General features: G+C 66.8%; 21 protein-coding genes. 1 reads left to right on the top strand and 20 read right to left on the bottom strand.

The window, feature by feature from the left end:
• Window positions 1-430: 430 nt before the first annotated feature.
• A complete protein-coding gene (locus tag QWJ38_RS09275; RefSeq protein ID WP_491572020.1) occupies window positions 431-2,104 on the top strand; it encodes an asparagine synthetase B family protein in 1,674 nt (557 codons plus the stop codon).
• Between the two features lie 16 nt (window positions 2,105-2,120).
• Here the strand turns inward: QWJ38_RS09275 and QWJ38_RS09270 are convergent, their stop codons facing one another.
• From QWJ38_RS09270 to QWJ38_RS09175, 20 genes are read right to left on the bottom strand one after another with little or no spacing between them, the layout of a single operon-like run.
• A complete protein-coding gene (locus tag QWJ38_RS09270) occupies window positions 2,121-4,043 on the bottom strand; it encodes an acyltransferase family protein (protein ID WP_290358761.1) in 1,923 nt (640 codons plus the stop codon).
• Between the two features lie 9 nt (window positions 4,044-4,052).
• The gene (locus tag QWJ38_RS09265) at window positions 4,053-5,150 is read right to left on the bottom strand and encodes a DegT/DnrJ/EryC1/StrS family aminotransferase (RefSeq protein ID WP_290358760.1); all 1,098 of its coding nucleotides are present in this window, start codon (window positions 5,148-5,150) and stop codon (window positions 4,053-4,055) included.
• A 2-nt stretch (window positions 5,151-5,152) separates the two neighbouring features.
• Window positions 5,153-5,740, bottom strand: coding sequence for an acyltransferase (locus tag QWJ38_RS09260; protein ID WP_290358759.1), 588 nt, complete (start codon window positions 5,738-5,740; stop codon window positions 5,153-5,155).
• Between the two features lies 1 nt (window position 5,741).
• Window positions 5,742-6,812 carry a Gfo/Idh/MocA family protein gene (locus QWJ38_RS09255; protein ID WP_434063956.1) on the bottom strand — a complete coding sequence of 357 codons (1,071 nt, stop codon included), beginning with the start codon at window positions 6,810-6,812 and terminating at the stop codon, window positions 5,742-5,744.
• Window positions 6,813-6,834: 22 nt separating this feature from the next.
• Window positions 6,835-8,313 (bottom strand): lipopolysaccharide biosynthesis protein, encoded by a 1,479-nt coding sequence (locus QWJ38_RS09250; RefSeq protein ID WP_290358758.1) that lies wholly within the window; start codon window positions 8,311-8,313, stop codon window positions 6,835-6,837.
• Window positions 8,310-9,578, bottom strand: coding sequence for a glycosyltransferase (locus QWJ38_RS09245; protein ID WP_290358757.1), 1,269 nt, complete (start codon window positions 9,576-9,578; stop codon window positions 8,310-8,312). The genes QWJ38_RS09250 and QWJ38_RS09245 overlap by 4 nt, the downstream gene beginning before the upstream one ends.
• Window positions 9,578-10,639, bottom strand: coding sequence for a non-hydrolyzing UDP-N-acetylglucosamine 2-epimerase (wecB, locus tag QWJ38_RS09240; RefSeq protein WP_290358756.1), 1,062 nt, complete (start codon window positions 10,637-10,639; stop codon window positions 9,578-9,580). Before wecB (QWJ38_RS09240) ends, QWJ38_RS09245 begins: the two co-directional genes overlap by 1 nt.
• A gap of 12 nt (window positions 10,640-10,651) precedes the next feature.
• Window positions 10,652-11,659 carry a polysaccharide deacetylase family protein gene (locus QWJ38_RS09235; RefSeq protein ID WP_290358755.1) on the bottom strand — a complete coding sequence of 336 codons (1,008 nt, stop codon included), beginning with the start codon at window positions 11,657-11,659 and terminating at the stop codon, window positions 10,652-10,654.
• Window positions 11,656-12,960 (bottom strand): putative O-glycosylation ligase, exosortase A system-associated, encoded by a 1,305-nt coding sequence (locus QWJ38_RS09230; protein ID WP_290358754.1) that lies wholly within the window; start codon window positions 12,958-12,960, stop codon window positions 11,656-11,658. Before QWJ38_RS09230 ends, QWJ38_RS09235 begins: the two co-directional genes overlap by 4 nt.
• Window positions 12,953-14,161 carry a glycosyltransferase family 4 protein gene (locus tag QWJ38_RS09225; RefSeq protein WP_290358753.1) on the bottom strand — a complete coding sequence of 403 codons (1,209 nt, stop codon included), beginning with the start codon at window positions 14,159-14,161 and terminating at the stop codon, window positions 12,953-12,955. The genes QWJ38_RS09230 and QWJ38_RS09225 overlap by 8 nt, the downstream gene beginning before the upstream one ends.
• The gene (locus QWJ38_RS09220; protein WP_290358752.1) at window positions 14,158-15,378 is read right to left on the bottom strand and encodes a TIGR04063 family PEP-CTERM/XrtA system glycosyltransferase; all 1,221 of its coding nucleotides are present in this window, start codon (window positions 15,376-15,378) and stop codon (window positions 14,158-14,160) included. The genes QWJ38_RS09225 and QWJ38_RS09220 overlap by 4 nt, the downstream gene beginning before the upstream one ends.
• A gap of 2 nt (window positions 15,379-15,380) precedes the next feature.
• Window positions 15,381-17,336 (bottom strand): XrtA/PEP-CTERM system amidotransferase, encoded by a 1,956-nt coding sequence (locus QWJ38_RS09215; RefSeq protein ID WP_290358751.1) that lies wholly within the window; start codon window positions 17,334-17,336, stop codon window positions 15,381-15,383.
• Window positions 17,337-17,338: 2 nt separating this feature from the next.
• Window positions 17,339-18,544, bottom strand: coding sequence for a TIGR03088 family PEP-CTERM/XrtA system glycosyltransferase (locus QWJ38_RS09210; protein WP_290358750.1), 1,206 nt, complete (start codon window positions 18,542-18,544; stop codon window positions 17,339-17,341).
• Window positions 18,545-18,563: 19 nt separating this feature from the next.
• Window positions 18,564-19,847: a nucleotide sugar dehydrogenase gene (locus QWJ38_RS09205; protein ID WP_290358749.1), complete on the bottom strand. Its 1,284-nt coding sequence runs from the start codon at window positions 19,845-19,847 to the stop codon at window positions 18,564-18,566.
• Window positions 19,848-19,877: 30 nt separating this feature from the next.
• Window positions 19,878-21,446: an exosortase A gene (gene xrtA, locus QWJ38_RS09200; RefSeq protein WP_290358748.1), complete on the bottom strand. Its 1,569-nt coding sequence runs from the start codon at window positions 21,444-21,446 to the stop codon at window positions 19,878-19,880.
• A complete protein-coding gene (locus QWJ38_RS09195; RefSeq protein WP_290358747.1) occupies window positions 21,443-22,666 on the bottom strand; it encodes a TIGR03087 family PEP-CTERM/XrtA system glycosyltransferase in 1,224 nt (407 codons plus the stop codon). Before QWJ38_RS09195 ends, xrtA begins: the two co-directional genes overlap by 4 nt.
• 5 nt (window positions 22,667-22,671) lie before the next feature.
• Window positions 22,672-23,712 carry a FemAB family XrtA/PEP-CTERM system-associated protein gene (locus QWJ38_RS09190; protein ID WP_290358985.1) on the bottom strand — a complete coding sequence of 347 codons (1,041 nt, stop codon included), beginning with the start codon at window positions 23,710-23,712 and terminating at the stop codon, window positions 22,672-22,674.
• 6 nt (window positions 23,713-23,718) lie between these two features.
• Window positions 23,719-24,594: an XrtA system polysaccharide deacetylase gene (locus QWJ38_RS09185; RefSeq protein ID WP_434063961.1), complete on the bottom strand. Its 876-nt coding sequence runs from the start codon at window positions 24,592-24,594 to the stop codon at window positions 23,719-23,721.
• A 17-nt stretch (window positions 24,595-24,611) separates the two neighbouring features.
• Window positions 24,612-25,790, bottom strand: coding sequence for a non-hydrolyzing UDP-N-acetylglucosamine 2-epimerase (wecB, locus tag QWJ38_RS09180; RefSeq protein WP_290358745.1), 1,179 nt, complete (start codon window positions 25,788-25,790; stop codon window positions 24,612-24,614).
• 11 nt (window positions 25,791-25,801) lie between these two features.
• On the bottom strand, window positions 25,802-26,872 hold the full coding sequence (locus tag QWJ38_RS09175; protein WP_290358744.1) for an XrtA/PEP-CTERM system-associated ATPase: 1,071 nt from the start codon (window positions 26,870-26,872) through the stop codon (window positions 25,802-25,804).
• Window position 26,873 lies beyond the last annotated feature (1 nt).

The raw sequence follows: 26,873 nt of genomic DNA, 5'->3' as shown, positions 1-26,873 counted from the left end.
GCGCCCCGCCCCCAACCACAGGGCCGACACGCGGACGACGCATCATAGGTGACAGGCAAGCCTGTTCAGGCCTGCTGACCCGCCGGGCTGGGGGGTAGCAACATCGCCAAGGTGCATGCTTGCCCGACATACAATAATTTATCGCCATGCCAGCCCGCGCCGCCATCATTCTCTGCACCTGGAATCGCGTGAGCCCGCTCTTCGAGCCTCGCAAGGGCAGGCGATCCGGTGGACTGACATATCAACATGGTCGACCGCATTCATGCGCGCTAGCCGCAGGGACATCAGAAGCATCAAGTGCAAGTCTTCGCCCTGCGCTGCGGTGACTGCTACGGGTGCTGCTGCCATTGGATCTGGATTCTCGCCAACGGTCGTGCCGACATTTTCAAGCTGACATTCAGGCCATCGAATCCCAAGCGACACCCTAGAGATGCAAGCACAAATCCTACCGCCCGACATGTCCTTCGCCTGCGGCGCGCCCCGTTTCCGCGCACCAGCCAGTAACGCCCTGCTTGCATGGCAGCAAGCCTACGCCGAACGGGGCGCCACCTGCGCCGCCGACGTAGGCGGCGAATTCGCAATCGCGCTCGAATTGCCCAGCGGAGGTAGCTACCTCGCCGTGGATCGTTTCGCTGTGCACAGCCTGTGCTACGCGGTGCACGATGGCCGCCTGCATTTCGCCACCCGGGCCGACGAACTGGCGCGCAGACTCGGCATCCGCGAGCTCGATACGCAGGCGATCTTCGACTACCTGTTCCACCACTGCATCCCGTCGCCGCGCACCATCTACGCGGGCATTCACCGACTGCCGCCTGCGCACTATGCTCTATTCGAGAACGGCCAACTGACCGTCGCGGCCTACTGGACGCCGCGCTTTTGCGAGCAGTCTTCGGCCGACTTCGGCTCGCTACGGGACGAGTTCCTCGGCATCCTGCGCAGCGCCGTGCAGGAACGCTTGAGTGCCGACGGCAAGACGGCCTGCTTCCTGAGCGGCGGCACCGACAGCTCCACCGTCTGCGGCCTGCTGCGCGAGGCGACGGACCGGCCGCCGGCCGGCTATTCCATCGGCTTCGAAGCCGAGGGTTATGACGAGATGGAATACGCGCGCATCGCGGCCAAGGCCTACGGCGCCGACCACCATGAGTACTACGTGACGCCGGCCGATCTCGTCAGGGCCATTCCCGATGTCGCGGCCCATTACGACCAGCCCTTCGGCAACTCCTCGGCCGTGCCGGCCTTCTACTGTGCCTCCAAGGCGCGCGCGGACGGCTACGCGCGCATGCTGGCTGGCGACGGTGGCGACGAACTGTTCGGCGGCAATGTGCGCTATGCCAAGGAGCGTGTCTTCCACGTCTATGGCCAGATCCCATCGTCGCTGCGCGCCGGCGTGCTGAATCCGCTGTTCGTGAACCCTGTGATCGGCAACATCCCGCTGCTGAAGAAGGGCACCAGCTATATCCGTCAGGCTCGCGTGCCCATGCCGGACCGCATGCAGAGCGCCAATCTGCTGGACCGCCTGGGCCCGGCCGAGGTGTTCACGCCCGCCTTTCTGGCCAGCGTAGACACCGCTGCGCCACGGCAGCACCAGCGCGCCACCTGGGCCGCCGGCCCGCGTGAGGCCAGCCTCGTCAACCAGATGCTGGCCTTCGATTGGCGCTACACGCTGGCCGAGAACGATCTGCCCAAGGTCGTTGGCACCGCGGGCTTGGCAGGCATGGAGGTCAGCTTCCCGCTGCTGGACACGAGGCTCTTGGACTTCTCCCTGAAGCTGCCAACCAGCTACAAGCTCAAGGGCCTGAAGCTGCGCTGGTTCTTCAAGGAGGCGTTGCGCGACTTCCTGCCGGACGAGATTCTGGCCAAGAAGAAGCATGGTTTCGGCCTGCCCTTCGGCCCCTGGGCCGTCAAGGACGCGGCACTGAACGCGCTGGCCGCGGAGTCGCTGCGTGGCGTGGCGGCGCGCGGCATCGTGCGGGCCGAATTCGTCGAGAATCTGCTGACCCGGCGCCTCAGGGAGCACGCCGGCTACTACGGCGAGATGGTCTGGATCCTGATGATGCTGGAGCAGTGGCTGCGCCGGCATGCGCCGGACTACCGGCTCGGCTGAACGACGGGCCGCGAGCTCAGGGCGAGCCGATAAGCGCCGCCTCCGGGTGGCCGACAAGGCGCAGCACCGCGGGTGCGATCCTGGCGGCCCCGTGCATGCTCAAATGGTTGTCGTCGAAGTAAAGGCTGTGGTCGCCGTTCAGCACCGCGCAGCGCGGCTGCCCGCAAAGCAGATCTTCGACGATTACTCGCTGCGCTTGCTTGCCATTGGCGAGCCTCCTTACCAGCGCCAGCGACGCGGCCTGCCGGGCCTCGTACTGTGCAGGCGTCTGCCCCTGTCCTTCCAGAGGCTCACCACGACGCCAGCGCAGGGCCAGCGCGGCCGGAATCGGGTAGTGGTAGGTCGGCACCGGATCCAGCAGCAGCACCTGCTTGCCCACCTCGCGCAGGCGCTTCACGCTCTCTGCCATGCCGGCCTCGAAGGCCTGGGCGTCAGGGGCGTTCAGATAGAACTCATAGCGCGCGGCCAGCAGCACGGTATCGACGCTCGCATCCTGGCGCAGGCGGTCGAGAAGCGCGCGGTTGACCGCGGCGCAGCGCGGTCGGCCTGGCGGCACATAGTTTAAAGCCGGGGGGCAACTGGAACCAGTCAGCTGCGCGATGCGGCGGCTGGAGGAGACCTGGTCGCCCAGCGCTCGGGCAATCTCCACGCCATGGCTGTCACCCCAGACGGCCAGCGTCTTCGTTCCAGTCTGGGGACCGAACAGGCAGCGGGCATCGTAGTCCAGCCAGCGGTTGCCGCTGGAATGGCAGCGCTTGCGATCGGCGCTGAAATCCTCGGCGCCGGCGCGCAGCACTGCATCGCGGCCCAGTTGTGCGGCGCGGTGGTCGGCCGCCGCCGTCAGCGCCCAGGCCGCGACCAAGCTGGCCACGACGGTCGACGCGCCGGCCGCCAGCATGACCGGCTGGGCCAGCTTGGACCGGCGCACCGGCGCCTCCACCCAGCGCAAGGAGGCCCAGGCCAGGGCCACGGACAGCGCCACCGCCAACGCCGCCTGCACCGGCGTGGGCTGGTCCAACAGGAGGTGACGCGTCAACACCAGCACCGGCCAGTGCCATAGATAGAGCGAAAAGGAATGCGCGCCTATCCAGCGCAAAGGCGAGATCGACAGCCAGCGCGTGGCGACCGCCCGCTTCGTGGCGCCCACCCAGATCAGCGCCGCCGTCGCCAGGCAGGGCCAGAGCGCCGCGGGGCCCGGGAAGGCGTGGTCCGCGCGCATCAGCAGCAGCGAGGCCAGGAGGGCGGCCAGGGCCGTCCAGCCCACCGCCTGGTCCACCCAGGGCGGACGCGTGACCGATGTTTCATCGCGGTTCATCCACCAGGCCAGGCCCGAGCCGATCATCAGTTCGAAGGTGCGTGCCGACGCGCCGAAGAAGGCCCATTCGGCGTCGTAGGGCATCAGCTTCAGGCACCAGGCCAGCGAAGCCAGGGCCACGGACATCAGCACGATGCCGATGCGTCGCCGCGCAAAGCGCCACAGCAGCGCGAGCAGCAGCGGAAAAACGATGTAGTACTGCTCCTCCACCGCCAGCGACCAGGTGTGCAGCAAGGGCTTCAGCTCGGCCGCGCCTTCGAAATAGCCGGTGGTGCGATAGAGCTCGACATTGGAGACGAACAGGCCCGTCGCACCGAGCAGCCGCGCGAACTCACGCAAGGGCTGCGGCTCCAGCAGCAGCAGGCAGGCCGGCGCGACGATGGCCAGCATCGCGAACAGCGCCGGAAAGATGCGCCGTATGCGCGCCGCATAGAAGGAGCCGATGCTGTAGCTGCCCGCGGCCAGGCGCTGCAGCAGCAGCGTCGTGATCAGATAGCCCGAGATCACGAAGAAGATGTCGACGCCGACGAAGCCGCCGGGCATCAGCGAGGGCCAGGCATGAAAGACCACGACCGGCCCGATGGCCAGGGCCCGAAGCCCCTCGATGTCGGGCCGAAACTTCATCCGCCGCGATCAGGCCAGCGCTTGCGCGAGCGCGGCGACAACTTGGTTCTGCTGCTCCTCGGTGAGGTCGGCACTCATCGGCAGGCTCATGACCCGCTGGGCCGCCGCGATGCTGTGCGGGCAATCCTCGGGCTTGCCGTACCTGGCATAGGCCGGTTGGTGATGCAGGGGCCGCGGGTAGTGCACTGCCGTTGGAACACCTGCGGCCTTGAGCCTTGCCTGCACGGCCTCGCGGTCGTCCACGAAGACGGTGTACTGGGCCCAGACGCAGTCGCGGTCGCTTCTGACCTCCAGCAGTTGCAGGCCCGGAATGCTGGCGCCGAGCTTGCGCTTGTAGGCCTCGCCCAGTTCCAGGCGGCGACGAATTTCCCAGTCGAAGCGGTCCAGCTTGCCCAGCACCACAGCGCATTGCAGCGTGTCCATGCGGCCGCCCACGCCCAGGCGGGTATGCAGGTAGCGCTGGCTCTGGCCGTGAGTACGAATCTCTCGACAGGCTTGGGAGAGCTTGTCGTCGTTCGTGAAGATGGCGCCGCCGTCGCCATAGCAACCCAGCGGCTTGCTGGGGAAGAAACTGGTGCAGCCGAAGGTGGAGAGATTGCAGCTCTTCTTGCCCTGGTACGAAGCACCGAAGCTCTGTGCGGCATCCTCGATGACGGCTAGGCCGTGCCGCTCGGCGATGGCGTTGATGGCGTCCATGTCGGCCACCTGGCCGTACAGGCTCACCGGCATGATCGCCTTGGTCCTGGCTGTGATGGCGGCCTCGACAAGCTTGGCGTCGATATTGGCCGTGCCGGGCTCAATATCCACGAAGACGGGCACGCTGCCGGCCAATACGATCATCTCGGCCGTCGCCGCAAAGGTGAAGGGGCTGGTGATGACCTCGTCACCCGGCTGCAGGTCCAGCGCCATCAGCGCGATGAGCAGCGCCTCGGTACCGCTGGCCACGCTGATGCAGTGCCTCGCGCCGGTGTAGCCGACCAAGGCCTCCTCCATCTCCTTGACTTCGGGGCCCAGAATGTACTGGCCATGGTCCAAGACCTTCTGGATGCGGGCGTTGATGTTGTCGCGCAGTGCCGCGTACTGGCTCTTGAGGTCGATGAAGTCCATCTTCAGGGTTCGATCAGTTGGAGTTGCTGGCCGGCGAGGCGATAGCAGTCACCGGTATGGGGGCAAACGGCTTCGACGGGCTGATCGCTGGCCACAGGCAGTTCGAGACGCTCGCCGAAGCGGCTCATCCAGCCGATCTGCCGGGCGGGCACGCCCACCATCAGCGCGAAGTCGGGCACGTCGCGGTTGATGACGGCGCCGGCGCCGACGAAGGCGAAGCGGCCGATGGTGGCGCCGCAGACGATGGTGGAGTTGGCGCCCAGCGTGGCCCCCCGCTTCACCAGCGTGCGGCGGTACTCGTCCTTGCGCGTGACGGCCGAGCGCGGGTTGTAGACATTGGTGAACACCATGCTGGGGCCGCAGAAGACATCGTCCTCCAGTGTCACGGCGTCATAGACCGAGACGTTGTTCTGGATCTTGACGTTGTCGCCGATGCTCACGTCGTTGCCGACATAGACATTCTGGCCGAAGGAGCACTTGGCACCAATGCGGGCGCCGGCGCTGATATGCACGAAGTGCCAGACGCGGCAGCCGTCGCCGAGCTGTGCACCTTCGTCGACGATTGCCGAGGCGTGGATGGTCGTCGCCATGTCAGTAGCTCAGCGGCAGGTTGACGCGACGGCCGTCGCGGGCGCTCATGTACAGCGCGATCAGCAGTTCCAGCGACTTCAGGCCCTCGCGGCCGTCGGTCTCGGGATGAGCCTCGCCGCGCAGCGTCTTGACGACGTTGTCGTAGTAAAGCGGGTGGCCAAAACCGTAGACCGAGGTGGTCTGGTAGCTGGCGTCCTTGGTGAGAGCGTCCATCTCGTGAGGGGCATCGAACTCCCAGTGCTGGATCTCGTTGACGGCCAGACCGCCGATGCGAACCGAGCCCTTTTCACCGAGGAGGGTGATCGAGCCTTCCATGTTCTTGGGGTAGGTCAGCATGCTGACGTTGACGGTGCCCATGGCGCCGTTGCGCCACTTCAGCGCCGCGACGCCGCTGTCCTCGACCTCGATGTTGCGGGCCAGCGTGCCGGTGTAGGCCATGACGCTTTCGACGGGGCCACAGATCCAGTCCAGCAGATCGACATAGTGGCTGGCCTGGTTCATGAAGGCGCCGCCGTCGAATTCCCAGGTGCCGCGCCATTCGGCGCTGTCGTAGTAGCTCTGGGGGCGGGTCCAGAAGACGTTGACCGCGATGTTGTACAGGCGGCCGAAGCGGCCCTCGGCAACGGCGCGCTTCAAGAGCTGCAGCGTGGGGTTGCGGCGGTTCTGCTTGACGACGAAGAGGCGCACGCCGGCGTCGTCGCAGGCCTTGACCATGGCCAGACCGTCCTGCCAGCGGGTGGCCATGGGCTTCTCGGTCATCACGTCGATACCTGCGCGAGCGACTTCGATAGCCTGGCGAGGATGCAGGCCGCTGGGGCTGGTCAGCACGACGCAGTCGATGCCGAGATCACCCTTGGCGGCCAGCAGCTCCGTCAGCGAGGTGAAGCTGCGGGCGCCGGTCCTGGCGACAGCCGCCGCCAGCGCGGTGGTGTCGGTGTCGCACACGGCCACCAGCTCGGCCCGCTCAGCGTGCCTCTTGATCGCCTCGATGTGGTTCTGGGCGATACGGCCGCAGCCGACGAGGGCGAATCGGACCAGGCGGTCCTGAACAGGCGTGCGCAGCAAGTTCATCACGAAACTCCAATCAACAAAATCAGGATCTGAGCGGACGGGTCACCATCCCCCACAGCCTCAGAAATACCGGGTCCAGCGTCAAGGGATGCCTTACCGCCAGCAGGCCGGAAATCCAGCTCGCAACGCACAGCAGCATGGCCGCGACGAAAACGGCAGCCGGCATCGGTGTGCCGCGGTCGAGTCCGTAATGCCAGGCCATCAGGGCGGGCGCCACGAGGCTGATCGCGGCGGCCGCCGCGCTGCGACCCAGATTGAGGCTCAACGCCCGCCAATTGTTCGGCATGAAGCGAGCCTTCAGCGCGTACAGCAGCGGCACCTGCAGCAACAGCGCCAGCAGCAGCGCGATCGCGCAGGCCAGCATCGACTTGAACCACAGCGCAGCCAGCACGATCATCATGGCGCGCAAGGGCTGCCAGAGGATTTCGACCTTGGTCAGCAGGTCGATGCGGCCGGCCGCCAGAGTCAAGGGGCCAATGAGATTGGCCGTGGCCGCCACCGCGCCGCACAGGCAATACCAGGGCACCAGTACCGTCGCCGCGTCCCATTGGCTGCCGAAGAGCAGGCGCAGGGTTTCCAGCGCATAGATGCTGACGAAGCCATAGAACGGCCAGGCGACCGCAGTGACATGGGTCACGCTCAGCAGATAGCTCGCCTCGAGATCCTCGCCCTCGCGAACCGTCTTCGCGTAGGCCGGAAAGGCGACGTTGCGGATGGCAGCCATCACGTCGCGATGGAAGAGCTGCATCAGGCCCTGGGCCTTGCTGATGATGGCCACTGGCTCGAAGCCCATCAGCTTGCCGACCGCCAGGTCGTTGACATCCATGGAAACCGAGGTGACGACGCCGGTCAGGGAACTCTGCGCCCCAAAGCTCAGCAGATGCCGCCAGACCTTGAGATTGGGCCGCAGTCCGGCACTCGCGGGGTGGGCGATCCTGGCGCCGACACAGTTGGCTGCATTGGTCAACACCGATCCAACGGCTAGGGCCATCACGCCCATACCCGCCCAGGCCATGACGATGCTAACCACGGCGCCCAGCGCAGCGCTGACGAGTCCGATGATGGCGAGCGCGCGGAAGGACATCTCGCGGCGCAGCAGCGCCATCGTCACCGTCGCGAAGGGCAGCAGCAGGAAATTGAGCGAGCAGACCCAGAGCGTGTCACGGACCGCCCGCTCCCGGTAGAAGTCCGCCACCCAGGGCGCCGAGATCGCCACCAGCAGGAACAGCAGGCCGCCGAGCAGTAACGACAGGCCATAAGCGGTGCGCAGCGAGTCTTCCTGCAACTCCTTTTCCTGGATCACGAAGCTCACGACGCCGAAGTCGCGCAACACCTGCGCGACACCGATCACGGCCAGGCTGACGGAGAACACACCCACCTGCGCCGGCGAAAGCAGACGGGCCAGAATCACATTGCTGCCCAGCGCAATGACGATGCCGAGCCAGCGCTCGATGAACGAGAACGCCAGCGCTCGGCGGACGCCCTTGCCGCTTTCGCTCACCGCCGGGTCACCCTATCGAGGATGCCGGCCAACTGCTTCGCCGTCGAGGCCCTCGTGTAGCTCGCCAGCCGCTCCGGACGCTGAGCCGAAAAGCCGGTCAGGCTCCGCCCCGCGCAAAGATCGGCCAGCACGGCCGTCGCCGACTCGACGTCATCCGGCATGATCTGCCGACCGCCGCCCGCATCGCCAATCACTCGCGCCACCTCGCTGTCCGGCAGCGTGGCGGCTAGGATGGGCCGGCCGCTGCCAAGGTACTCGAAGAGCTTGCCCGGCAGCGACGTCAGCGCATAAAAGCCTTGCGACACCGGCAGGAAAACCATGTCGGAGTCGGTCATCAGGCGCAGAGCGGTCGAGTGAGGGACGCGGCCATGCTCGCGTATCAGATCCTGCACGCCGTGCTTCGCAGCGGGACCGGGCTCGAACCCGGCCGTGTCGACCCTGAGTCGCTCGAGCCCGGGCACGCCGGCCTCCTTCAATCGCTGCACGGCAAGGTAGAGCAGATCGGGGCCGTAGCCGGGACGCCAGACACCGGTGTAGCTGACCCGCACCAGGCCGTCCCGCGGCGCCGGCGGCAGGTTGGCAAAGTCCTTGGGCTCGAAGCCATTGGTGATGCACTCGATGTCATCCCGCCCCGTGTCTTTCGTAAGCGCCGTCGCCAGGGTGGGCGTCACGGTGACCACGGCCGCCGCCTGGGCAGCCGCACGCTTCTCCAGGCGCGGGCTGAACCAGCGCTGCAGGCGGCTTTCCGTATCCCAGGCCACGGTCCCGCTCGGCCGCCATTGGTCGCGGTAGTCGAGGACGTACGGCAGACCGGTGCGCTCGGCGACATCGCGGGCCACCAGCAGCGAGGTCCAGGGCGAACCCGTCGCCAGGATCGCGTCGAACGGCGTCTCCCGGTGCGCTCGCAGCGCGGCCGCCACCGCCTCGCCACGCCACGAGGCTGCATCGTCAGGCACGGCCCCCCACATACGCTCCAGCCGCCAGGCCAAACCTTGAGCAACACGCTCGCGGTACTGGGTCGGCACAGGCGCGCTCAGCCGCCTGGCCCAGCGTTCGCTCGCATGGCCAGCTCTCAGCACGCGCGTTCCCGCCCGTACCTCGTCCAGCAAGCGGTCGTCCCTGTCCCTGGGCTTGGGCTCGGTGAGCGTCAGCACCGTGGGCCTCCAGCCATGGTCCGGCAGATGGTTAGCGAACTCGAGCGATCGCCGTGTTCCCGAATTCGCGAACGGCGGGTACATATAGGCGATGAAGAGCAGCGAACGCATCAGCCGAGCGCCGCCGCGATGCGCGCGGAAGCGCGGCCATCGCCATAGGGTTGCGCCTGCGCAGTTTCAGGCCGACCCGCACCGAGAACCGCCGCCTCGATGGACGGCCCGGACAGCCCGGGCACTAGCCGATTCCAGCCGAGGTCGACGGTCTCCACCCATTCCGTTTCTTCCCGCAGCGTGATGCAGGGGACCTGTAGGAAGAAGGCCTCCTTCTGTATGCCGCCTGAGTCGGTAATGACAACATCGGCGTGTTTCTGCAGGGCCAGCATCTCCAGGTAGCCAACCGGCTCCAGCACCTGGACCGCCCGCGTCAATCGCTCTAGCCAGCCCAGCGTGGCCAGCCGCTGGCGTGTGCGCGGGTGGATGGGCATGATCAGGGGCAGGCTGCCGGCAACGCGGCAAAGGCCGTCGACGATCGCCTCGAGATGTGCTTCGTCGTCGGTGTTCTCGGCGCGATGGATGGTGACAAGGCCATAGCGCTGCGGCAGGGCCACCGGCAATTCCACGTCCCCTCGGCTGAAGCGCAGGACGGCGTCGTGCATGACGTCGCCCACCTCGATGACGCACTCACTGGCAATACCCTCGGCTCGCAGATGGCCGCTCGCGATCACCGATGGCGTGAAGAGCCATCGGGAAATCCGGTCCGTCAGGATGCGGTTCACCTCCTCCGGCATCCGCATATTGAAGGAGCGTAGGCCGGCCTCCACGTGGGCGACCGGAATGTGCAGCTTCACCGCGGCCAGCGCACCGGCCAATGTGCTGTTGGTATCGCCATAGACCAGCACCAGGTCCGGCTTTTCTGTCAGCAGGCATTGCTCGATCGCCATCAACTGCCGGCCCGTCATCTCACCGTGCAAGCCGCCGCCAATCCCCAGGCTGTACCTGGGCTTGGGAATGTTCAAGGCCTGGAAGAAGACCTCGGACATGTTGTAGTCGTAGTGTTGCCCAGTATGGACCATCACTTCCTCATGGCCGAAGTCCTGCAGCGCAGCGCTGACGACCGCGGCCTTCACGAACTGCGGACGAGCGCCAAGCACCGAAACGATGCGTTTTGACATATCGAGACTCCCTCAGTAATTTGCTCGCGCCGCGGCACTGCGTGGATCGCCGCGGATCAGATTGTTGGCAAGCCGCATTCCGAACTTCAAACGGCCTCGGTCCCATGGCGTGAAGCGCGGGATCTGGAACGCATCGTCCCCGCGGCGCGCGACGGCCCAGTGCGTGGACACGGCGGCATCGAAGCCAAGCTCGCGAACGAGCCGTGGGTGCACATCCGGCAGGTAGTCCGTCCCAGGCTTGCCATTAGGGTAGGCGAACAGGCCGACTCGCTCGCCCAGCAGCGCCTGCAGCGCATCCCGGCTACGGGCCACCTCGTCGGCGGCGCGGTTAGCATCGAGCTTGGCGAGTATCGGATGGCTGACCGTATGCGCGCCGATCTGCATGCCGGCACGCCGCAGCGCCCTCACCTCCCCGCTGCTCATCATCAGGTCGTTGGGCGGGCTGACCTCGGCGCGCTCTGCAATGGCGTTCACACAGGCCAGACGCGACTCGGGCGGCAGGTATTTCACCCGCTCGATGAGGCGGCTCAGCGCCGTGCGACGGCCGATCATGTCACCCAGCGCATGCTGGCCGAGATCCTCACCAAGGGCGTCCTGCAGGCCGCTCAAATCAAGCTTCAGCTTGCCACTCAGGCGAACGGACTCGATCAGCGTGTCGTTCCACATGCGGCCGCCATCGAGAAAACCGGTGGCGATGAAGAAGGTCGCCGGCAGGCCATGACGCTGCAAGATAGGCAGTGCGACCGAGTAGTTGTCGGCATAGCCGTCGTCGAAGCTGATGCAGGCGGCACGGGCTGGCAGCGTGCCGGCGTTCAGCCGGACGACCGCCTCGTCGAGCGGCAGTACATTGAACCAGTCGGCCAGCCAGCCGCAGAGCGCATCGAAGCGGCGCGCGTCGACTTCGTCCGGGAACAGCGGATCGGGCGCAGGCAGGACGCGATGGAAGATCAGCACCGACAGGCGCGCGCCATCGCCGGCCGGTGACAGGGCCTGGAATAACGACCTCAGCACAAAACTCATTGCGGCCGGACCCTCGATTCCAAGGTCCCGACCTGCTTGCCGACATGTTCCAGCGGGACACTCGCCGCAACAGGCTCTTTGCCGTCCAGGATGCGACAGCCGAGCACGACGAGGATCAGGATGTTGTAGGGCAGGTCGTAGTAGGACAGGCTCAGAAACGCGCCTCCCACCGCGTAGCCCGCCAAGCTCACCTGGCACATCGCCCCGAGCGAGGAAAGCCACTGGGTTTGCGCTTTCTTCGCCCCCTGCACGCGCAGCCGCCCGGCCGAGAACCAGACGAAAGTCCACATCAGCACGAACAAAAACAGCCCGACAAAGCCTTGCTCGCCCAACACCATGAAATAGATGCTGTGGGCCGCGCGGCAGTCGGTCGGGATTGGCGAATAGATCGCACAGACATCGGACGCGGAAACCATGAAGCCGCCGCCGAACAGATTGGCCTTGGCGATATTGAAGGCCATCTTCCACGCATTGAGGCGCTGCATCGCGGAATCGTCCGCTTCATAGGTCTGGATCGTCGCCATCCGGTCCGACCAGGTGTCGGGCATGAAGACGACCAGCACACTGCCCAGCACCAGGAACAGCAGGCCCAACTGGAGCTTGTGGCCACCACGCCACCACATCACCAGCGTCATGGCCATGATCGCCAGCAAGGCTCCACGCGATTGGCTGCCCAGGGCCGCGATGGCACACAGCAGCATCGAGACCACCAGGCCGCGCCGGATCCATTTGGATGTCGTACTGAGTTGCAGGAAGCGCATCAGCGGGATCGTCATCACCAGCGCCAGGGCGATCTCGTTGTTGCCGAAGATATAGCTGCCCTCGGGGCCCCAGACCCGATAGCTGCCGCCGGTGAGCAGGGTGAAGAATCCGCCCTTGACGCCATAGAAACCGAGCGAGCCGACCAGCACCCAGGCCAGCGCCATGATGTGCTTGCGGCTGTGCAGCAGGACCAAGGCCACAAGAATCATGAAATCGATCTTCATGACCCGCTTCCACAGCGACAGGCTTTCGTCAAGGTGGAACGAGAACGGCAGGGTGATGCACATCCACAGCATGAACAGCATCAGCACGATGGTCTCGCGCGTCGTAAAGAACTGCCGCTTGTCTCGGGTCATCAGCAAGCCCAGCAGCGTGGCGATGGCCATGGTCGCGGCCACCGGCATGTCACCGAGCCGCCAGCTAAGCGCATGCGGGTTCATGATGCTGACCCAGGTCCAGCCGAGCACGCCGATCCAGGGGGAGCGAAGGCCCTGAAAGACCAGCCATAGCAGCGCCCCCAGCAGGACCACGTCACGCATAGTCCCTCCCCGCCAGCCGCCCGAACAAGGCCAGTTGTGCCTCGGTCGTGCTTTGCCAGCTGAAGCCCTCGGCATAGGCGCGCACCTGGGCGCGATCGGTGCCGGCCCGCAGCAGATCGACGATGGCGAGCGCAAACGCTTCGCCGCTGCGATCGGACACCAGCCGGCCGGCCATGTCATTGGCAACCACCTCGGGCGTGCCCCAGATGTCGGAGGCGACGACCGGCGTGCCGCAGGCCATCGCCTCCAGCAGCACATTGGCCCAGCCCTCGCGGCTCGAGGCAAGGATCAGCACATCGGCCGCGCTGTACCAGCGCAACAATTCGGTGTTCGGCAGCGCACCGGTCAGGCGCACATGGTCCTGCACGCCGAGCCGGCGCGCCTGTTCCAGCAGATTCGCGCGCTCGATGCCCTCGCCGATGATCAGCAACTGCGCCTGTGGATGTGTCGGCAGCAGCTGCGCCAAGGCGTCGATCGCGACGTGATGACCCTTGCGCTCGATCAGATAGCCGACCGACAACAGCAGCGGCGCACCGACCAGGCCCAGTTCCTCCCGCATCTGCTGCTGCGGCAGGGGCCGGAAGCGTTGCAGATCGACGCCGTTGCGCATCACATGCAGGCGCTCATCGGCCACACCCCAGCCGCGCAATACATCGACCAGGGCCGCGCAGACGCCGATCGAGGCCTGGGCCTTGGCGGCCGCCCACTGCATCATCCGTCGCGGCAAGCTGTATTGCGGGATCAGGTTCAGATCGGTGCCGCGCGCGGTGATCGTCAAGGGCTTTCCGAACCAGCGCGCCAGCAGCGCGGCGGCGACACCGTCCGGATAGTAGTAATGCGCGTCGATGACGTCGAAATCGTAGCCCTCGGCCAGCAGGCCGCGAATGGCCGGCACGCTGGCCAGCGCCATGCTCAGCGGGGCCATCGTCATGCCGACCTTGGGGGGCAATAGATAGCGGGGGTGCAGCACTTCGACGCCATTGCGCGTCTCGCGCCGTGGGGTGGCCGCCATCCGCGCATAGTCGCCCCAGCGCGGATGCGTGGACGGGAACCAGGGCACGGGCGCGACGACGCGGGTCTCGACCTCGCCGCTGGACAGCAGTTCGCGCAAACGCGTCTCGACGAAAATGCCATGCCCCGGACGCACGCTGCTTGGGTAGAGCGAGGAGAACAGCAGGGTCTTCAGCGGCCGCTTGCTCATCGCTGCAGCACCCCGGCGTAGGCCCGACGGTAATGCGCGACGCTGGCCGCCCAATTGCGCTCGGTTTCGACAAAGTGGCGGCCCGCCGCGCGCAGCACGGGCCAGCACTCGCGCTCGCTCAGCAATTTCAGCAGGGTGGACGCCAGCGCCTGCGCGTCACCCGCCTTGAACAGCATGCCGGTTTCGCCATGGCGGATCAGTTCGCGATGGCCGCCGACATCGGAGGCGACCAGCAAGCGCCCCTGCGCCATCGCCTCCAGCGGCTTCAGCGGCGTCACCAACTCGGTCAAGCGCATGGAATGACGCGGATAGGCCAACACATCGATCAGGTCGTAATAGCGGTTGACCTCGGCATGCGGCACCCGACCGGTGAAGACGATCTTGTCGGCCACGCCCAGACGCTGCGCCTGCGCCTTCAGCGCCTCATCCTGGGGCCCTCCCCCGACCAGCAGCACGCGCAGTTCGGGCCGCTCGCGCAGCAGCCGCGGCAGCGCCTCGATCAGCAGGTCCAGGCCTTCATAGGCGTAGAAGGAGCCGACGAAGCCGAGCACGATGGCGCCGTCCAGCCCCAGCCGCGTTTTCAGCACCGGATCAGCCACCCCGCCCGGCTCGAACGATTCGATGTCGACCGCGTTCGGAATCACGGTGACGCGCTGCTGCGGCAGGCCGCGCGCGACGATGTCGCCGCGCAGGCCTTCGCAGATGGTGAACACATGGTCAGCGGCGCGCAGCGCATGGGTCTCCATCCGGCGCGTCAGCCGGTAGCGCAGACTGCCCTCGGTGGTCGAGCCATGGTCGACAGCGGCATCCTCCCAGAACGCACGCACCTCGTAGACGACCGGGATGCCCAGCCGACGGCCGACACGCAAGGCCGGCAGGCCGTTGAGCACCGGCGAATGCGCATGCAGCAGATCGGGCTTCAACTGCTGCGCCACCTGCAGCAGCCGCGCTTCCAGCTGGCGCATCAGGCGCAGTTCGCCCAGGCCGGGAAGAGCGCTGGCGGAGCGTGGCGCCGGCGTCCGGAAGAAATGCCAGCCGTCCACCTCCTGCTCGAGCGCGTCGTCGGCCCGCTCCTTCAGGCCTTCGCCATGCTTGGGGCTGGTGAGGTGATAGGTCTGCCAGCCGAGTTTGCGTTGTTCCCGCAACAGGGACAGGGTCCGAAACGTATAGCCGCTGTGCAGGGGGATCGAGTGATCCAGGACATGGAGCACGCGCACGGTCATCGGAGCACCGCCAGTTCCTTTTCCTTGCCGGCCGCTACCGCTCGCGCATCGCCATCGACATCGCCGACAACACGGCGCAGGAAGGCGTCAAACATCAGCAGACTCCATAGCGGCGCGCTGTAGTCGCGCACGCCCGATTGGTGTGATTGGACCAGCTGCCGCAGATAGTCCGGATCGAAGATGCCGGTCTCGGCCAGCCGCGGGCCAAGAACCGCCTCGCGCACGCGCTCGCGCAGCGGCCCGCGGAACCAGCGCGCCAGCGGGACGGCAAAACCCATCTTGGGCCGGTACATGATGTCGCCCGGCAGGTGCGGCTCCATCGCCTTCTTCAACAGAAACTTGCTTTCGCCGCCGCGGATCTTCAGCGAGGACGGCAGGGTCGCCAGCCATTCGACCATCTCATGGTCCATCAGCGGCTCGCGCACCTCCAGCGAATGCGCCATGCTGGCGCGGTCGACCTTGGTGTTGATGTCGCCGACCAGATAGGTCTTCAGATCGATGTACTGAATCAGCGCCAGCGGGTCCTCGGTATCGGCCAGCGCCGCATGACGGTCGAAAACCTCGATCGCGTTGTAGCCGCCCAGCTGCGCCTTGAACGAGCGGCTGTACAGGCGGCTGCGATCCTCGTCGCGCAACAGCGACATGCTGTGGAAATAGGCCTCGACCGAATTGCGCGCCAGCGCCTGGAAGGTCGTCTTGGCGCGGAATACCCGCGGCGCCCAGTCGGCCTTCGGGTAGACCTGACCCAGCGCGCCAAACACCGGGCGGCGCATGCCCAGCGGCATCGCCGAGCGCATCTTCTCTTCCATCAGGTGCAGCTTGTAGCGGCGATAGCCGCCGAAGCTCTCGTCGCCGCCGTCGCCGGACAAGGCCACCGTCACATGCTTGCGCGCCAGCTGGCAGACGCGGTAGGTCGGGATCGCCGAGCTGTCGGCATAGGGCTCGTCGTAAAGCCGCGCCAAGGTGTCGATCAGCTCGAAATCGTCGCTCTGCACCGTCTCCATGCGGTGGTTGGTGCGGTAGCGGTCGGCGACCTGCTGGGCAAAGGCGGCCTCGTCGTAGGCCGGATCGTCGAAGGCGATCGAGCAGGTGTTGACCGGGCCGGCCGACTGGCCGGCCATCATGGCGACGACGGCGCTCGAGTCGACGCCGCCGGACAGGAAGGCGCCCAGCGGCACCTCGGCGATCATGCGCAGGCGCACCGATTCCTGCAGCCGCGCAATCAGTTCCTCGCCGGCCTGCTGGTCATCGATCTTCGCGTCCAAGGTGAAGCGCACGTCCCAGTAGCTGCGCGGTTCGCCGACCGGCTCGCCGCGGCGGATCAGCAAGGTCGAGGCCGGCGGCAGCTTCTTCGCCTGCCTGAAGATCGTGCGCGGCTCGGCCACGTAACCGAGCGCGAAATACTCCTCGACCGCCAGCGGGTCGATGTCGCGGCGCAGGCCCGGATGCGCCATCAGCGACTTCAGCTCGGAGCCGAACAGCAAGTGGCCGTCGTCCAGCAGCGCGTAGTACATCGGCTTGACGCCGAGCCGGTCGCGCGCCATGAACAGCTGTTGCTTGTTGCGGTCCCACAGCGTGAAGGCGAACATGCCGCGCAGGCGCTTGACGCAATCGGCGCCCCAGGCCTCCCAGGCATGGACGATGACCTCGGTATCGCTCTTGGTGTGAAAGCGGTAGCCCAGCGCCTGCAGCTCCGCCATCAGCGGCTGGTAGTTGTAGATCTCGCCGTTGAAGACGATGACGATGCTGCGGTCTTCGTTGAACAGCGGCTGCTGGCCGGTCGCGATGTCGATGATGGACAGGCGGCGATGGCCGAAGCCCAGGCCCGGTTCCAGGTGCAGGCTGCCCTCGTCGGGGCCGCGGTGCTGTTGCGAGTCGTTCATCCGCTGCAGCACGCCGCGATCGAGTTCGCGGCCACCACGGGTGTCGAAGATGCCGGTGATTCCACACATGATCAGTGCTCGCTCGGAGTGGGGGACAAGGTCCGCGCCGTGGCCGCCGACCGCGGCAACAGCGCATCGTAGACGCCCTGATAGGTCTTCACCATGGCCGCCATGCTGAAGCGCTGCTCGACGCGCGCGCGGCCAGCCTGCCCCAGCGCCGCGGCGGCAGCTGGATCGCGCGCCAGGGCCAGCAGCGCCGTCGCCAGCGCCGCGTGGTCGGCGGCCGGCACCAGCCAGCCGGTGCGGCCCGGTCCCTCGGCTGCCTGCAGCAGATCGGCATTGCCGCCGACTTCGGTGGCGACGACCGGCAGCGCGCAGGCCATCGCTTCCAGGATGGTGTTCGAGATGCCCTCGGCCAGCGAAGGCAGGGCAAAGCAGTGCAGGCCCCGCATCACGGCCGGCACGTCGCTGCGCTCGCCGGGCAGCCAGGCCAGGTCGGCAACGCCGGCTTCGACCAGCAGCTGCTGCGCCTGCGCGCGCAAGGGCCCTTCGCCGACCATCACCAGGCGCACGCGTTCGCCCAGCTCCGGCGCACGGGCCAGCAGCTCGATGAAGGCGCGCGCCAGCAGGGTCTGGTCCTTGACCGGCGCCATGCGGCCGACGGTGCCGATCAGCCAGTGCTGCCGCGGGTCGAAGGGACAGCCCGGAATCGCCGCCGGGCCGCCCGCAGCCGGGGCGAAGCGCTGCGTGTCCACGCCGTTATAGGCCTGGGTGACGCGGGCCGGCGCGATGCCGACCGTCTCGCGCAGATACTGGTCCAGATCGCGCGACAGGGCGATATAGCGCTGCACGAAGGGGCTGTAGAAGCGTCGCACGCGCTGGTAGCGGCGGTTCGAGCCGTCCAGATCGCCGACGTCCCGGCCATGCTCGCCATGGATGCGCACCGGCACCCCGGCCGCCCAGGCCGGCAGCTGCACCTCCAGCGCGGCCAGATTGCGGCTGTGCACGATGGCCGGGCGCAGGCGGCGGAACAGGCGGAACAGCTTCGGCCAGAGCCAGAAGCCCTGTCCGGGCGGCTTCTTCAAGGCGATGAACTCGACGTCGTCGCGCTGGATACGGTGGCGGAAATCGGTCACCTCGGTCAGCGCGACGATCGCATGCCGGTAGGCCTCGGCCGGCATGTGATTGATCAGGTTGACGATGCCGTTCTCGAGCCCGCCCGTGTCGAAGCGGTACATCACATGCACCACCAGCGGACGCGGATCGAAGGGCTTCATGGCAAACAGCGGCAAGGGCTCAGAGACGCCAGAGCTTGTAGCCCGCGCCCTCGATCGCCGCGATGTCGAAGGCCGCCTTGACGTCGATGAAGGCGCCGTTCTTGACCAGCTTGCGGCCGATGTCCTCGACGCCCAGGCCCAGATATTCCTTGTGCGCGACCGCGGCGACGATCGCATCGGCGCGCGGCAGCTCCTCGAAGGGCAGCAGCTTGACGCCGTACTCGTGCATCGCCTCCTCGGCCTCGGCCTGCGGGTCGGTCACGTTGACCTCGACGCCATAGCTCTGCAGCTCGTGGATGATGTCGATCACCTTGGAGTTGCGCAGGTCGCCGCAGTTCTCCTTGAAGGTCAGACCCAGCACATTGACCTTGGCGCCCTTGATATAGCTGCCCGCGGCGATCATGTGCTTGATCGTCTGCTCGGCGATGAACTTGGCCATGCCGTCGTTGATGCGCCGGCCGGCCAGAATCACCTGCGGGTGGTAGCCCAGCATGTCGGCCTTGTGCGTCAGGTAGTAGGGGTCGACGCCGATGCAGTGGCCGCCGACCAGGCCGGGCTTGAACTTCAGGAAGTTCCACTTGGTGCCGGCCGCCTCCAGCACCTCGCTGGTGTCGATGCCGATCTTGTCGAAGATGATGGCCAGCTCGTTCATCAGCGCGATGTTGAGGTCGCGCTGGGTGTTCTCGATCACCTTGGCCGCTTCCGCCGCCTTGATGCTGGAGGCACGGTGCACACCCGGCTCGACGATCAACTCATACAGCTTGGCGACCTTGTCCAGCGTCTCGGGCGTGTCGCCGGAGACGATCTTCAGGATCTTGGTCAGCGTGTGTTCCTTGTCGCCCGGGTTGATGCGCTCGGGGCTGTAGCCGACGAAGAAGTCGGTCTTCCACTTCAGGCCGGACTCCTTCTCCAGCACCGGGATGCAGACCTCCTCGGTCGCGCCGGGGTAGACGGTGGACTCGTAGACGACGGTGGCGCCCTTCTTCAGATGGCGCCCGACGCTGGTGGACGCGCCGATCAGCGGGCGGAAGTCCGGCGCATGCGCGTTGTCGACCGGCGTCGGCACGGCGACGATGATCATGTCGGCCTCGGCGAGCATGGCCGGGTCGTCGGTGTAGACCGCCTGGCTTGCCGCCTGCACCTGCTCGTCCGTCAGCTCGCGCGACGGGTCGGTGCCGCGCTGGCAGGCCTGCACCTTGGCGCTGGAGATGTCGAAGCCTATCGTGCGGACCTGCTTGCCGAACTCGACCACCAAAGGCAGTCCCACATAGCCCAGACCGATCACCGCTACCGTGCTGCTCATTTCGCCATTCCTCTTACGCTTTGTTGATTGTCACCGAGAGCCGGCCCGGCCGGCCTCTCGCGTCTGTTGCAGCCAGCCCTGCAGGCCGGCGCCGTTGTCCTGCAGGAAACGGCGCAGCAGCGCGTCGCCTTCCCCGGCCTGGCCCTTGTCGGCATAGACCACCACGACCGCCGCATCGTCGCCACGGCCCAGCAAACGGCCCAGCACGCCGTACAGCTTGGCCTGCCAGTCGGCGCTGGTCAGCCGGCCGTCCACCCAGTACAGCTGCCAGACGCGCAGGCGCTGGCCATCGATCGCCTCCAGCGAACGGCTGCTGCCAAGCAGTTCGGCCGTGCGCAGCCGGGCCGCCGTTTCACCGACCGTTCCCTCGACCACACCGCCGTCGACCTGTGCCCAGTGCCGATCGTTGGATCGGAGCAGCACATTGTTCGAGCTGACCAGCTTGCTGCGATAGCCCTGCTGGCGGTAGTAGCCGATATAGAGGCCGACCGCGGCGCCGGCGTCGCCGCTGCTGTAGGCCGTCTGCAGTTCGGCGGCCGGGAATTCGAAGGCGGGCCGATAGCGCGCCGGCGGCGCCTCGGCCGCGGGCCAGCCGCGGGCGGCAAAGTCGGGTGCGGCCAGGCTCAACGGCTGGCCCGGCGCCTGCGCATCGAGCGCGCGGCTGGTGGCCAGCGGCGCCGCGATCAGCAGGCCCAGCGCGACCCAGACGGCCGCGCCCCGGCGCGTGATCGCCGCGGCCGGCGGAATCGCCGGCGGCGCCGGCGGCGGCGCATCGGGCTCGGCCCAGCGCGCGCCGATCATGAACAGGGCCAGCATGATGATGCCGAAAAAGACCCAGCCATAGATCAGGTGGTCGGCACCGACGGCCAGCTGGTTGCTGGATAGATGACCCAGCATCACGATCATGTAGGCACGCAGCCAGTTCGCGACCAGGGGCAGCACGGTGGCGATGCCGACGAAGATCCAGCGCCGCTTGGTCGAGCGGTAGTTCAGGTAGGCGAACAGGCAGCCTACCATCACCGAGGCCATCAGATAGCGGATGCCGCTGCAGGCCTCGACCACCGACCAGTTGCCGGAGGGGATGATGAACTGCAGGCCCTCGCGGTAGACCGGGATGCCGCTCAGGCGTAGCGCGGCAACGGTGAAATCGGCCGTCGTCTCCATCAGCAGCGGCATCAGGAATTCGCCGAAGGGCACCGCGAAGAACAGGAAGAGCAGCGGAAAGGCGATGCTGCGCGCGACTGCCCAGCCCAACGCAGCCGGCACCGTCAGCACCAGCATGGCCGTGAAGGCGAACTGCGTCGCCGCATTGACCGCGGCCAGATCGCCGACCAGCCACAGCAGGCCGGCCGCCGCCATCGGCAGCAGGAAGATCGCCTGCGGCCGCGGCGTCAGCTGCGCCAGCACCGCACGCTGGCGCCAGATCAGCCACAGCGAGATCGGCGGCACGACGAAGGCATGGGCGAAGGTTTCCGAGCGGTACCAGATCTCGACCATGGCCAGGCCGGTCTGCCGGTACAGCAGCAGCACGCCCAGCAGCAGCACCAGAAAGCCGGGCAAGGCGCGCCGCCAGGCCGGCGAAAGCGGCGCCGGCCTCATGCGGCCACCTTTGTCGCCAGATCGTCCAGATGCCGGTCCAGGCCGGCCAGATGGGCGTCCCAGCTGTAGCCGGCCAGCACGCGCGAGCGACCGGCGGTCCCGATGCGGGCGGCGCGCCCGGCGTCGTCGAGCAGGCCCCCGAGCTCGCGCACATAGTCCTCGGCCGACTCGGCCGCCAGCAGTTCGGTGCCCGGCTCGGCGCTAATCGCCTGCACGCAGCTGGCGGCGGCGACCACCGGGCGCGCCATCGCCATTGCCTCCAGAATCTTGTTCTGGATGCCGCGCGCCAGGCGCAGCGGCGCGACGACGGCCGCCGCATGCTGCAGATAGGGCCGCACATCGGGCACCGTGCCGCTGACGCTGACGCCGCGCGCCGGGTCGGCTGCCAGCGCCTGCACGGCCGGCGTCGGATTGCGTCCGACGATATGGAACTGCAGCTGCGGATGGCGCTGGCGCAGCGCCGGCAGCACCTGCTCGGCAAACCAGATCACCGCATCGGCATTGGGCCAGTAGTCCATCGCGCCGGTGAAGACCAGCGGCCATTGGCCGGCCGGGAACGGCGAGGCACGGCCCGGCTCGGGCGAGAAGAAGTCGGCATCGACGCCATTGCCCAGCGCCTGCAACTCGGCGCGCAGCGCCGGCGACAGCCGGCGGAACAGCGCGGTCTCGTTCTCGGTGACGAAAAAGGAGCAGCGCGCGCGTGCCGCCACCGCCTGCTCGAAGGCCAGCAGCTCGCGGCCCTCGCGTCGGTACAGCCACGACATCGGCCAGGCATGGGTCTTGGCGTAGTCGGTCCATTTGGCCGAATCGACATCGACGAAGTCAACCAGCATCGGCAGGCCGGGCAGCGTCTGCACATACTGCGCCATCGTCGACGAGAAGACCACCACCGCGTCCAGGCGGTTGGCCGCGGCCGTCTGCTGAACCCAGCGCGTTAGGCCGGCATCGCGGTAGTAAGGCAGGCTCAGCGCCTCGCCGCTGACCAGACCGCGCAGGCTGGCCAGCTTGGCACGCGAGGGGCTCAGCGCCGCCGCATGCACATCGGCGCACAGGCCGCGCAGATGATCGACATGCTGCCAGTCCTCGGCATCGTCGACGAAGGTGCCCAGAAAGACGCGGTGCCGCGCCGCCAGATGCTTGAGCAGATGCCAGGAGCGCAGCTTGTCGCCCTTGTTGGGCGGATACGGCAGGCGATGGACCAGATAGAGGAGATTGGCCATCGCACTCAACCCAGGCTGCGCACGATGAAGGGCCCCAGCCAGTTCGCCACGGCGATCGGCAGGCGGCGCCAGGTCCTGATCATCAGTTGGTACTTTGGATTGTTCGGATTGTTCTGCGGCACCGCCTCGCGCTTGTACAGGCAGTACTCGTAGTGCAGCGGCGTCGGCTCGAAGCCCCAGTTCTTCTTGAAGGAGTAGGAGCCAGTGCCCTGCTTGCTGCGGCCGTAGTCGAAGACCTTGAGCCCGCGCGCACAGGCGCGGCGCATCAGCTCCCAGTACTTGAAGTCGTTGGCCGCCAGCTCACGCGCCGATTCGTCGTCGCCGGCGTAATACGGCAGCACCTCGTCGCGGAAGTAGAAACTCAGCACCGAGCTCAGCGGCCGGCCGTCGGGCGCGCTGACGGTCAGCACCTCGGCGTCGGGGCCGAACTCGGCCAGCAGCGCCTCGAAATAGCGCTTGGGCATGGCCGGCGTGCCGTGGCGATGGACGTTGTCCGCATAGAGCGCGAAGAAGCGGTCGACATTGGCATCGATCTGGCCGACCAGGCCGTTCTTGATGCCCTTGCGCACCATCGCGCGCTGCTTGCGCGGGATGGCCAGCATATTGGCTTCTTCGTCCGGCAGGATCTGCTTGCGGAAGGTCACATAGAGATCCTGGCGTGGCCAGTCCGGATGACGCGGCGCGACATTGCGGAACTCGAGATGCTCGGCGCCGAGCTCTTGCGCAATCCGCTGCGCCTCCGCTTCGAGCGCGTTCGCGGCGGCCTCGTCGACGGCGGCGATGCCGCCATAGACGCCGAAGGGCAGCGACACCAGCGCATGGCCGAAGAGCAGGCTCTTGTTCTGCGCCAGCGGCAACACGCCGACGATCTCCCCGTCGCGCTCCGCATAGAGGAAGAAGCCCTGGTGGCCGAACTGCTGCTCGACCAGCTTCAGCCAGCCGGCGCGGTGGAAGAAGCTGGCCTGCGGACAGGCAAACACAAAGGCATCCCAGCGCCGGGCGGTATCGCCATCCTGCGCCGACAGGCGCTTGATCTGCAGCGGCATCCCCATTCAGGCGCACCGTGCTTCGGCATGAGCGGCCGGCCTGCCGAGGAAGATCTCGTCCATGCGGCCCCAGGCGAAATCCTGCAGCAGCTGCGCGATGCGGTCGTGGGTGCGCGCGATATTGACGTAATGCCGGAAACGCGTCTTCGCGTCGATGCCGGGAATCCGCGGCTGTCCGCCGTCGATTTCCCAGGGATGGAAATAGAACACCGCGGCCTGCTGATCGCGCTCGTTGACCTGACGGATCAGCCAGCGCGACAGCGCGTACGGCAGCAAACGGAAATAGCCGCCGCCGCTGGACGGCAGATTGCGATTGAACATGCGCAGCGTGGTCACCGGCACCTCGAGCAGGCCCTCGCGCACCGGGTAGGCGAAGCGCGGCGAGTCGGGCATGCCGTAATGGTCGTGCGCGATCGGGTAGACGCTGGAGCTGTAGCGGTAGCCCGCCTCCAGCAAGGTATCGAAGGCCCAGAGATTGCCCTCGCCGATGGAGAAGCTCGGGGCCCGGTAGCCGAGCACCGGCTGGCCAGCGATGTCCTCCAGCAGCTTCTTCGCGCGGCCGACGTCCTGCGCGAACTGCTGCGGGCTCAGATCGCTGGCACGTTCATGGCCGTAGCCATGGCTGGCCAGTTCATGACCGCCATCGACGATGGCCCGCACCAGCTGCGGATAGCGCTCGGCCACCCAGCCCAGGGTGAAGAAGGTCGCCTGGGTGTTGCGCTCGGCCAGCAGCGCCAGGATGCGCTCGATATTGCGCTCGACCCGGCACTCGCGCGCGTCCCAGTCGCTGCGAGCGATATAGGGCGCGAAGGCCGAGACCTGGAAGTAGTCTTCCACGTCGATGGTCATCGCGTTGCGCAACAGCGGTTTCTGGGCGGGCATCAGCATCGATTGCTTCCTCAGCCTCGAGCGGGTGCGGCCAGCCATTGCCACAGGTCGGCAGCAATGCGCTCGGCCGCATGGCCGTCCCAGTACTCGGGCACGCGGCCGCGCTTGCCGCGGCCGGAGAGGATCTCGCCCACGCCGGCCAGGATGGCGGCCGGCTCGACGCCGACCATCGTGTTCGTGCCCTGCTCCACCGTGATCGGCCGCTCGGTGTTCTCGCGTAGGGTCAGGCAGGGCACGCCCAGCGCCGTCGTCTCTTCCTGCAGGCCGCCGGAATCGGTCAGCACCAGGGTCGCGCCGGCCATCAGACCCAGCATCTCCAGATAGCCCTGCGGCGGCAGCACCGCAACGCGGGCCGGGTCCAGCAGGCCGGTGAGACCGAAGCGTTCGATATTGCTGCGCGTGCGCGGATGCATCGCGAACACCAGCGGCAGATCGCGCGAGACCTGGGCCAGCACGCCCAGCAGGCGCGTCAGCATCTCGGGCGTGTCGACATTGGACGGCCGGTGCAGGGTGACGACGCCATAGCCCTGCGGTGCACCGACCAGTTCAGCCGACAGGCCATGGGCCTGCAGCGTTTGCGCGGGCGGCTTCGCATGCGGGCGGCTGGCTTCCAGCGAATCGATCATCACATTGCCGGTGAAGCAGATGCGCTCGGCCGCGATGCCCTCGCGCTCCAGATTGCCGGCAGCGCTGCGCTCGGTCGTGTAGAGCTTGTCGGCCACCTGATCGGTCAGGATGCGGTTGATCTCCTCCGGCATGCGACGGTCATAGCTGCGCAGGCCGGCCTCGACGTGGGCGACCGGCACGTCCTTCTTGACCGCGACCAGGGTGCAGGCCAGGGTCGAGTTGACGTCGCCGACCACCAGCACGCAAGACGGTTTGTGCTCATCCAGCACGGGCTCGAAACGACGCATCACCTCGGCCGTCTGCTGCGCGTGCGAGCCGGAACCGACCTCCAGATTGATGTCTGGCTGCGGCAGGCCGAGGTCGACGAAGAGCTTCTTGCTCATGTCGGTGTCGTAGTGTTGGCCGGTATGCAGCAGCAGCGCCGGGATCGGCGGCACATGCTCGGCCAGCGCGCGCAGGATGGGCGCCATCTTCATGAAGTTCGGCCGCGCGCCGACGACGCACATCACCGGTGCCATCGTCGCGATCGGTTCTTGCAACTGCTGCATTTTTTCTTGCGCCATGCTCTCTTGTCTCAATCGGATTTCACTGCATCGACCAACTTCTGCAGCAGTCCGAGCGTCTGCAGATTGATGCGCTCCAGGCGCATCAGGCTGCCCTCCAGGCGCAAAAGGCGGTCAGCGTAATGCCCCTGCCCCAGCGCGCCGACCTCTGAACTGAGCGCCTCGAGTTCCTCCGCGCTGAGATTGATACGGGACAGTTCGACCCGACCCAGTTCCGCGAGCGCGCCTGCACCGGTGTCGGCACCATTGGGCGCCGGCTTGAGCGGCACCTCGGATTCCTGCGCAATATCGCGCAGAACCTCGTTTACATCGGCCAGGCTCAGATGCGTGCGCCCGGCCATGAAGCCCAGCAGCAAGAGCCTATCGCACAAGGAGTTGATGCGCCGCGGGATGCCCTGGCTGGCCTTGAAGATGGACGGAAAGGCCTCGGCCTCGAAGGTCGGCTTGCCGCTGCTGCCGGCGCATTTGAGCCGGTGCTCGATATAGGCGCGCGTCTCATCCTCGTCCAGCGGGCCGATATGGCAGGTCGCCGCGACGCGCTGGCGGAACTGTTCCATCTCCGGCTTCTGCAGGATGCCGCGGAACTCCGGCTGGCCAACCAGAAAGGTCTGCAGCAGCGACTGGTTGCTGAACTGGAAGTTCGACAGCATGCGCAACTCCTCCACCGCGCGCGCGCTCAGGTTCTGCGCCTCGTCGACGATCAGCAGGCAGCGCTTGCCCTGGCTGGTCTGGTTGACGAAGAAGGCTTCCAGCGTCATCAGCAGCTCGGACTTGGGCAGATCCTTGACGCGCACTCCGAAGGCGGCGCCGACCATGCGCAAGGTGTCCTCGGCATCGAGCTGGGTCGTGACCAGATTGCCGATGATGACGTTGCTGCGGTTCAGGCTGTCGAGCAGGCCGCGCAGCAGGGTCGTCTTGCCGGCACCGACCTCGCCGGTGATGACGATGAAGCCGTCATTGCGCAGCACGCCATAGTCCAGATAGGCCTTGGCGCGCCGGTGCTGCTTGCTGCCGAAATAGAAATTCGGATCCGGGCTCAGCTGGAAGGGCTTGCTGCTCAGGCCGTAGAACGCTTCGTACATG

The sequence above is a fragment of the Roseateles violae genome (assembly GCF_030410485.1).
GTDB classification, from domain to species: Bacteria; Pseudomonadota; Gammaproteobacteria; order Burkholderiales; family Burkholderiaceae_C; genus Roseateles_D; species Roseateles_D violae.
This window is presented reverse-complemented; position numbering and strand designations above follow the sequence as displayed.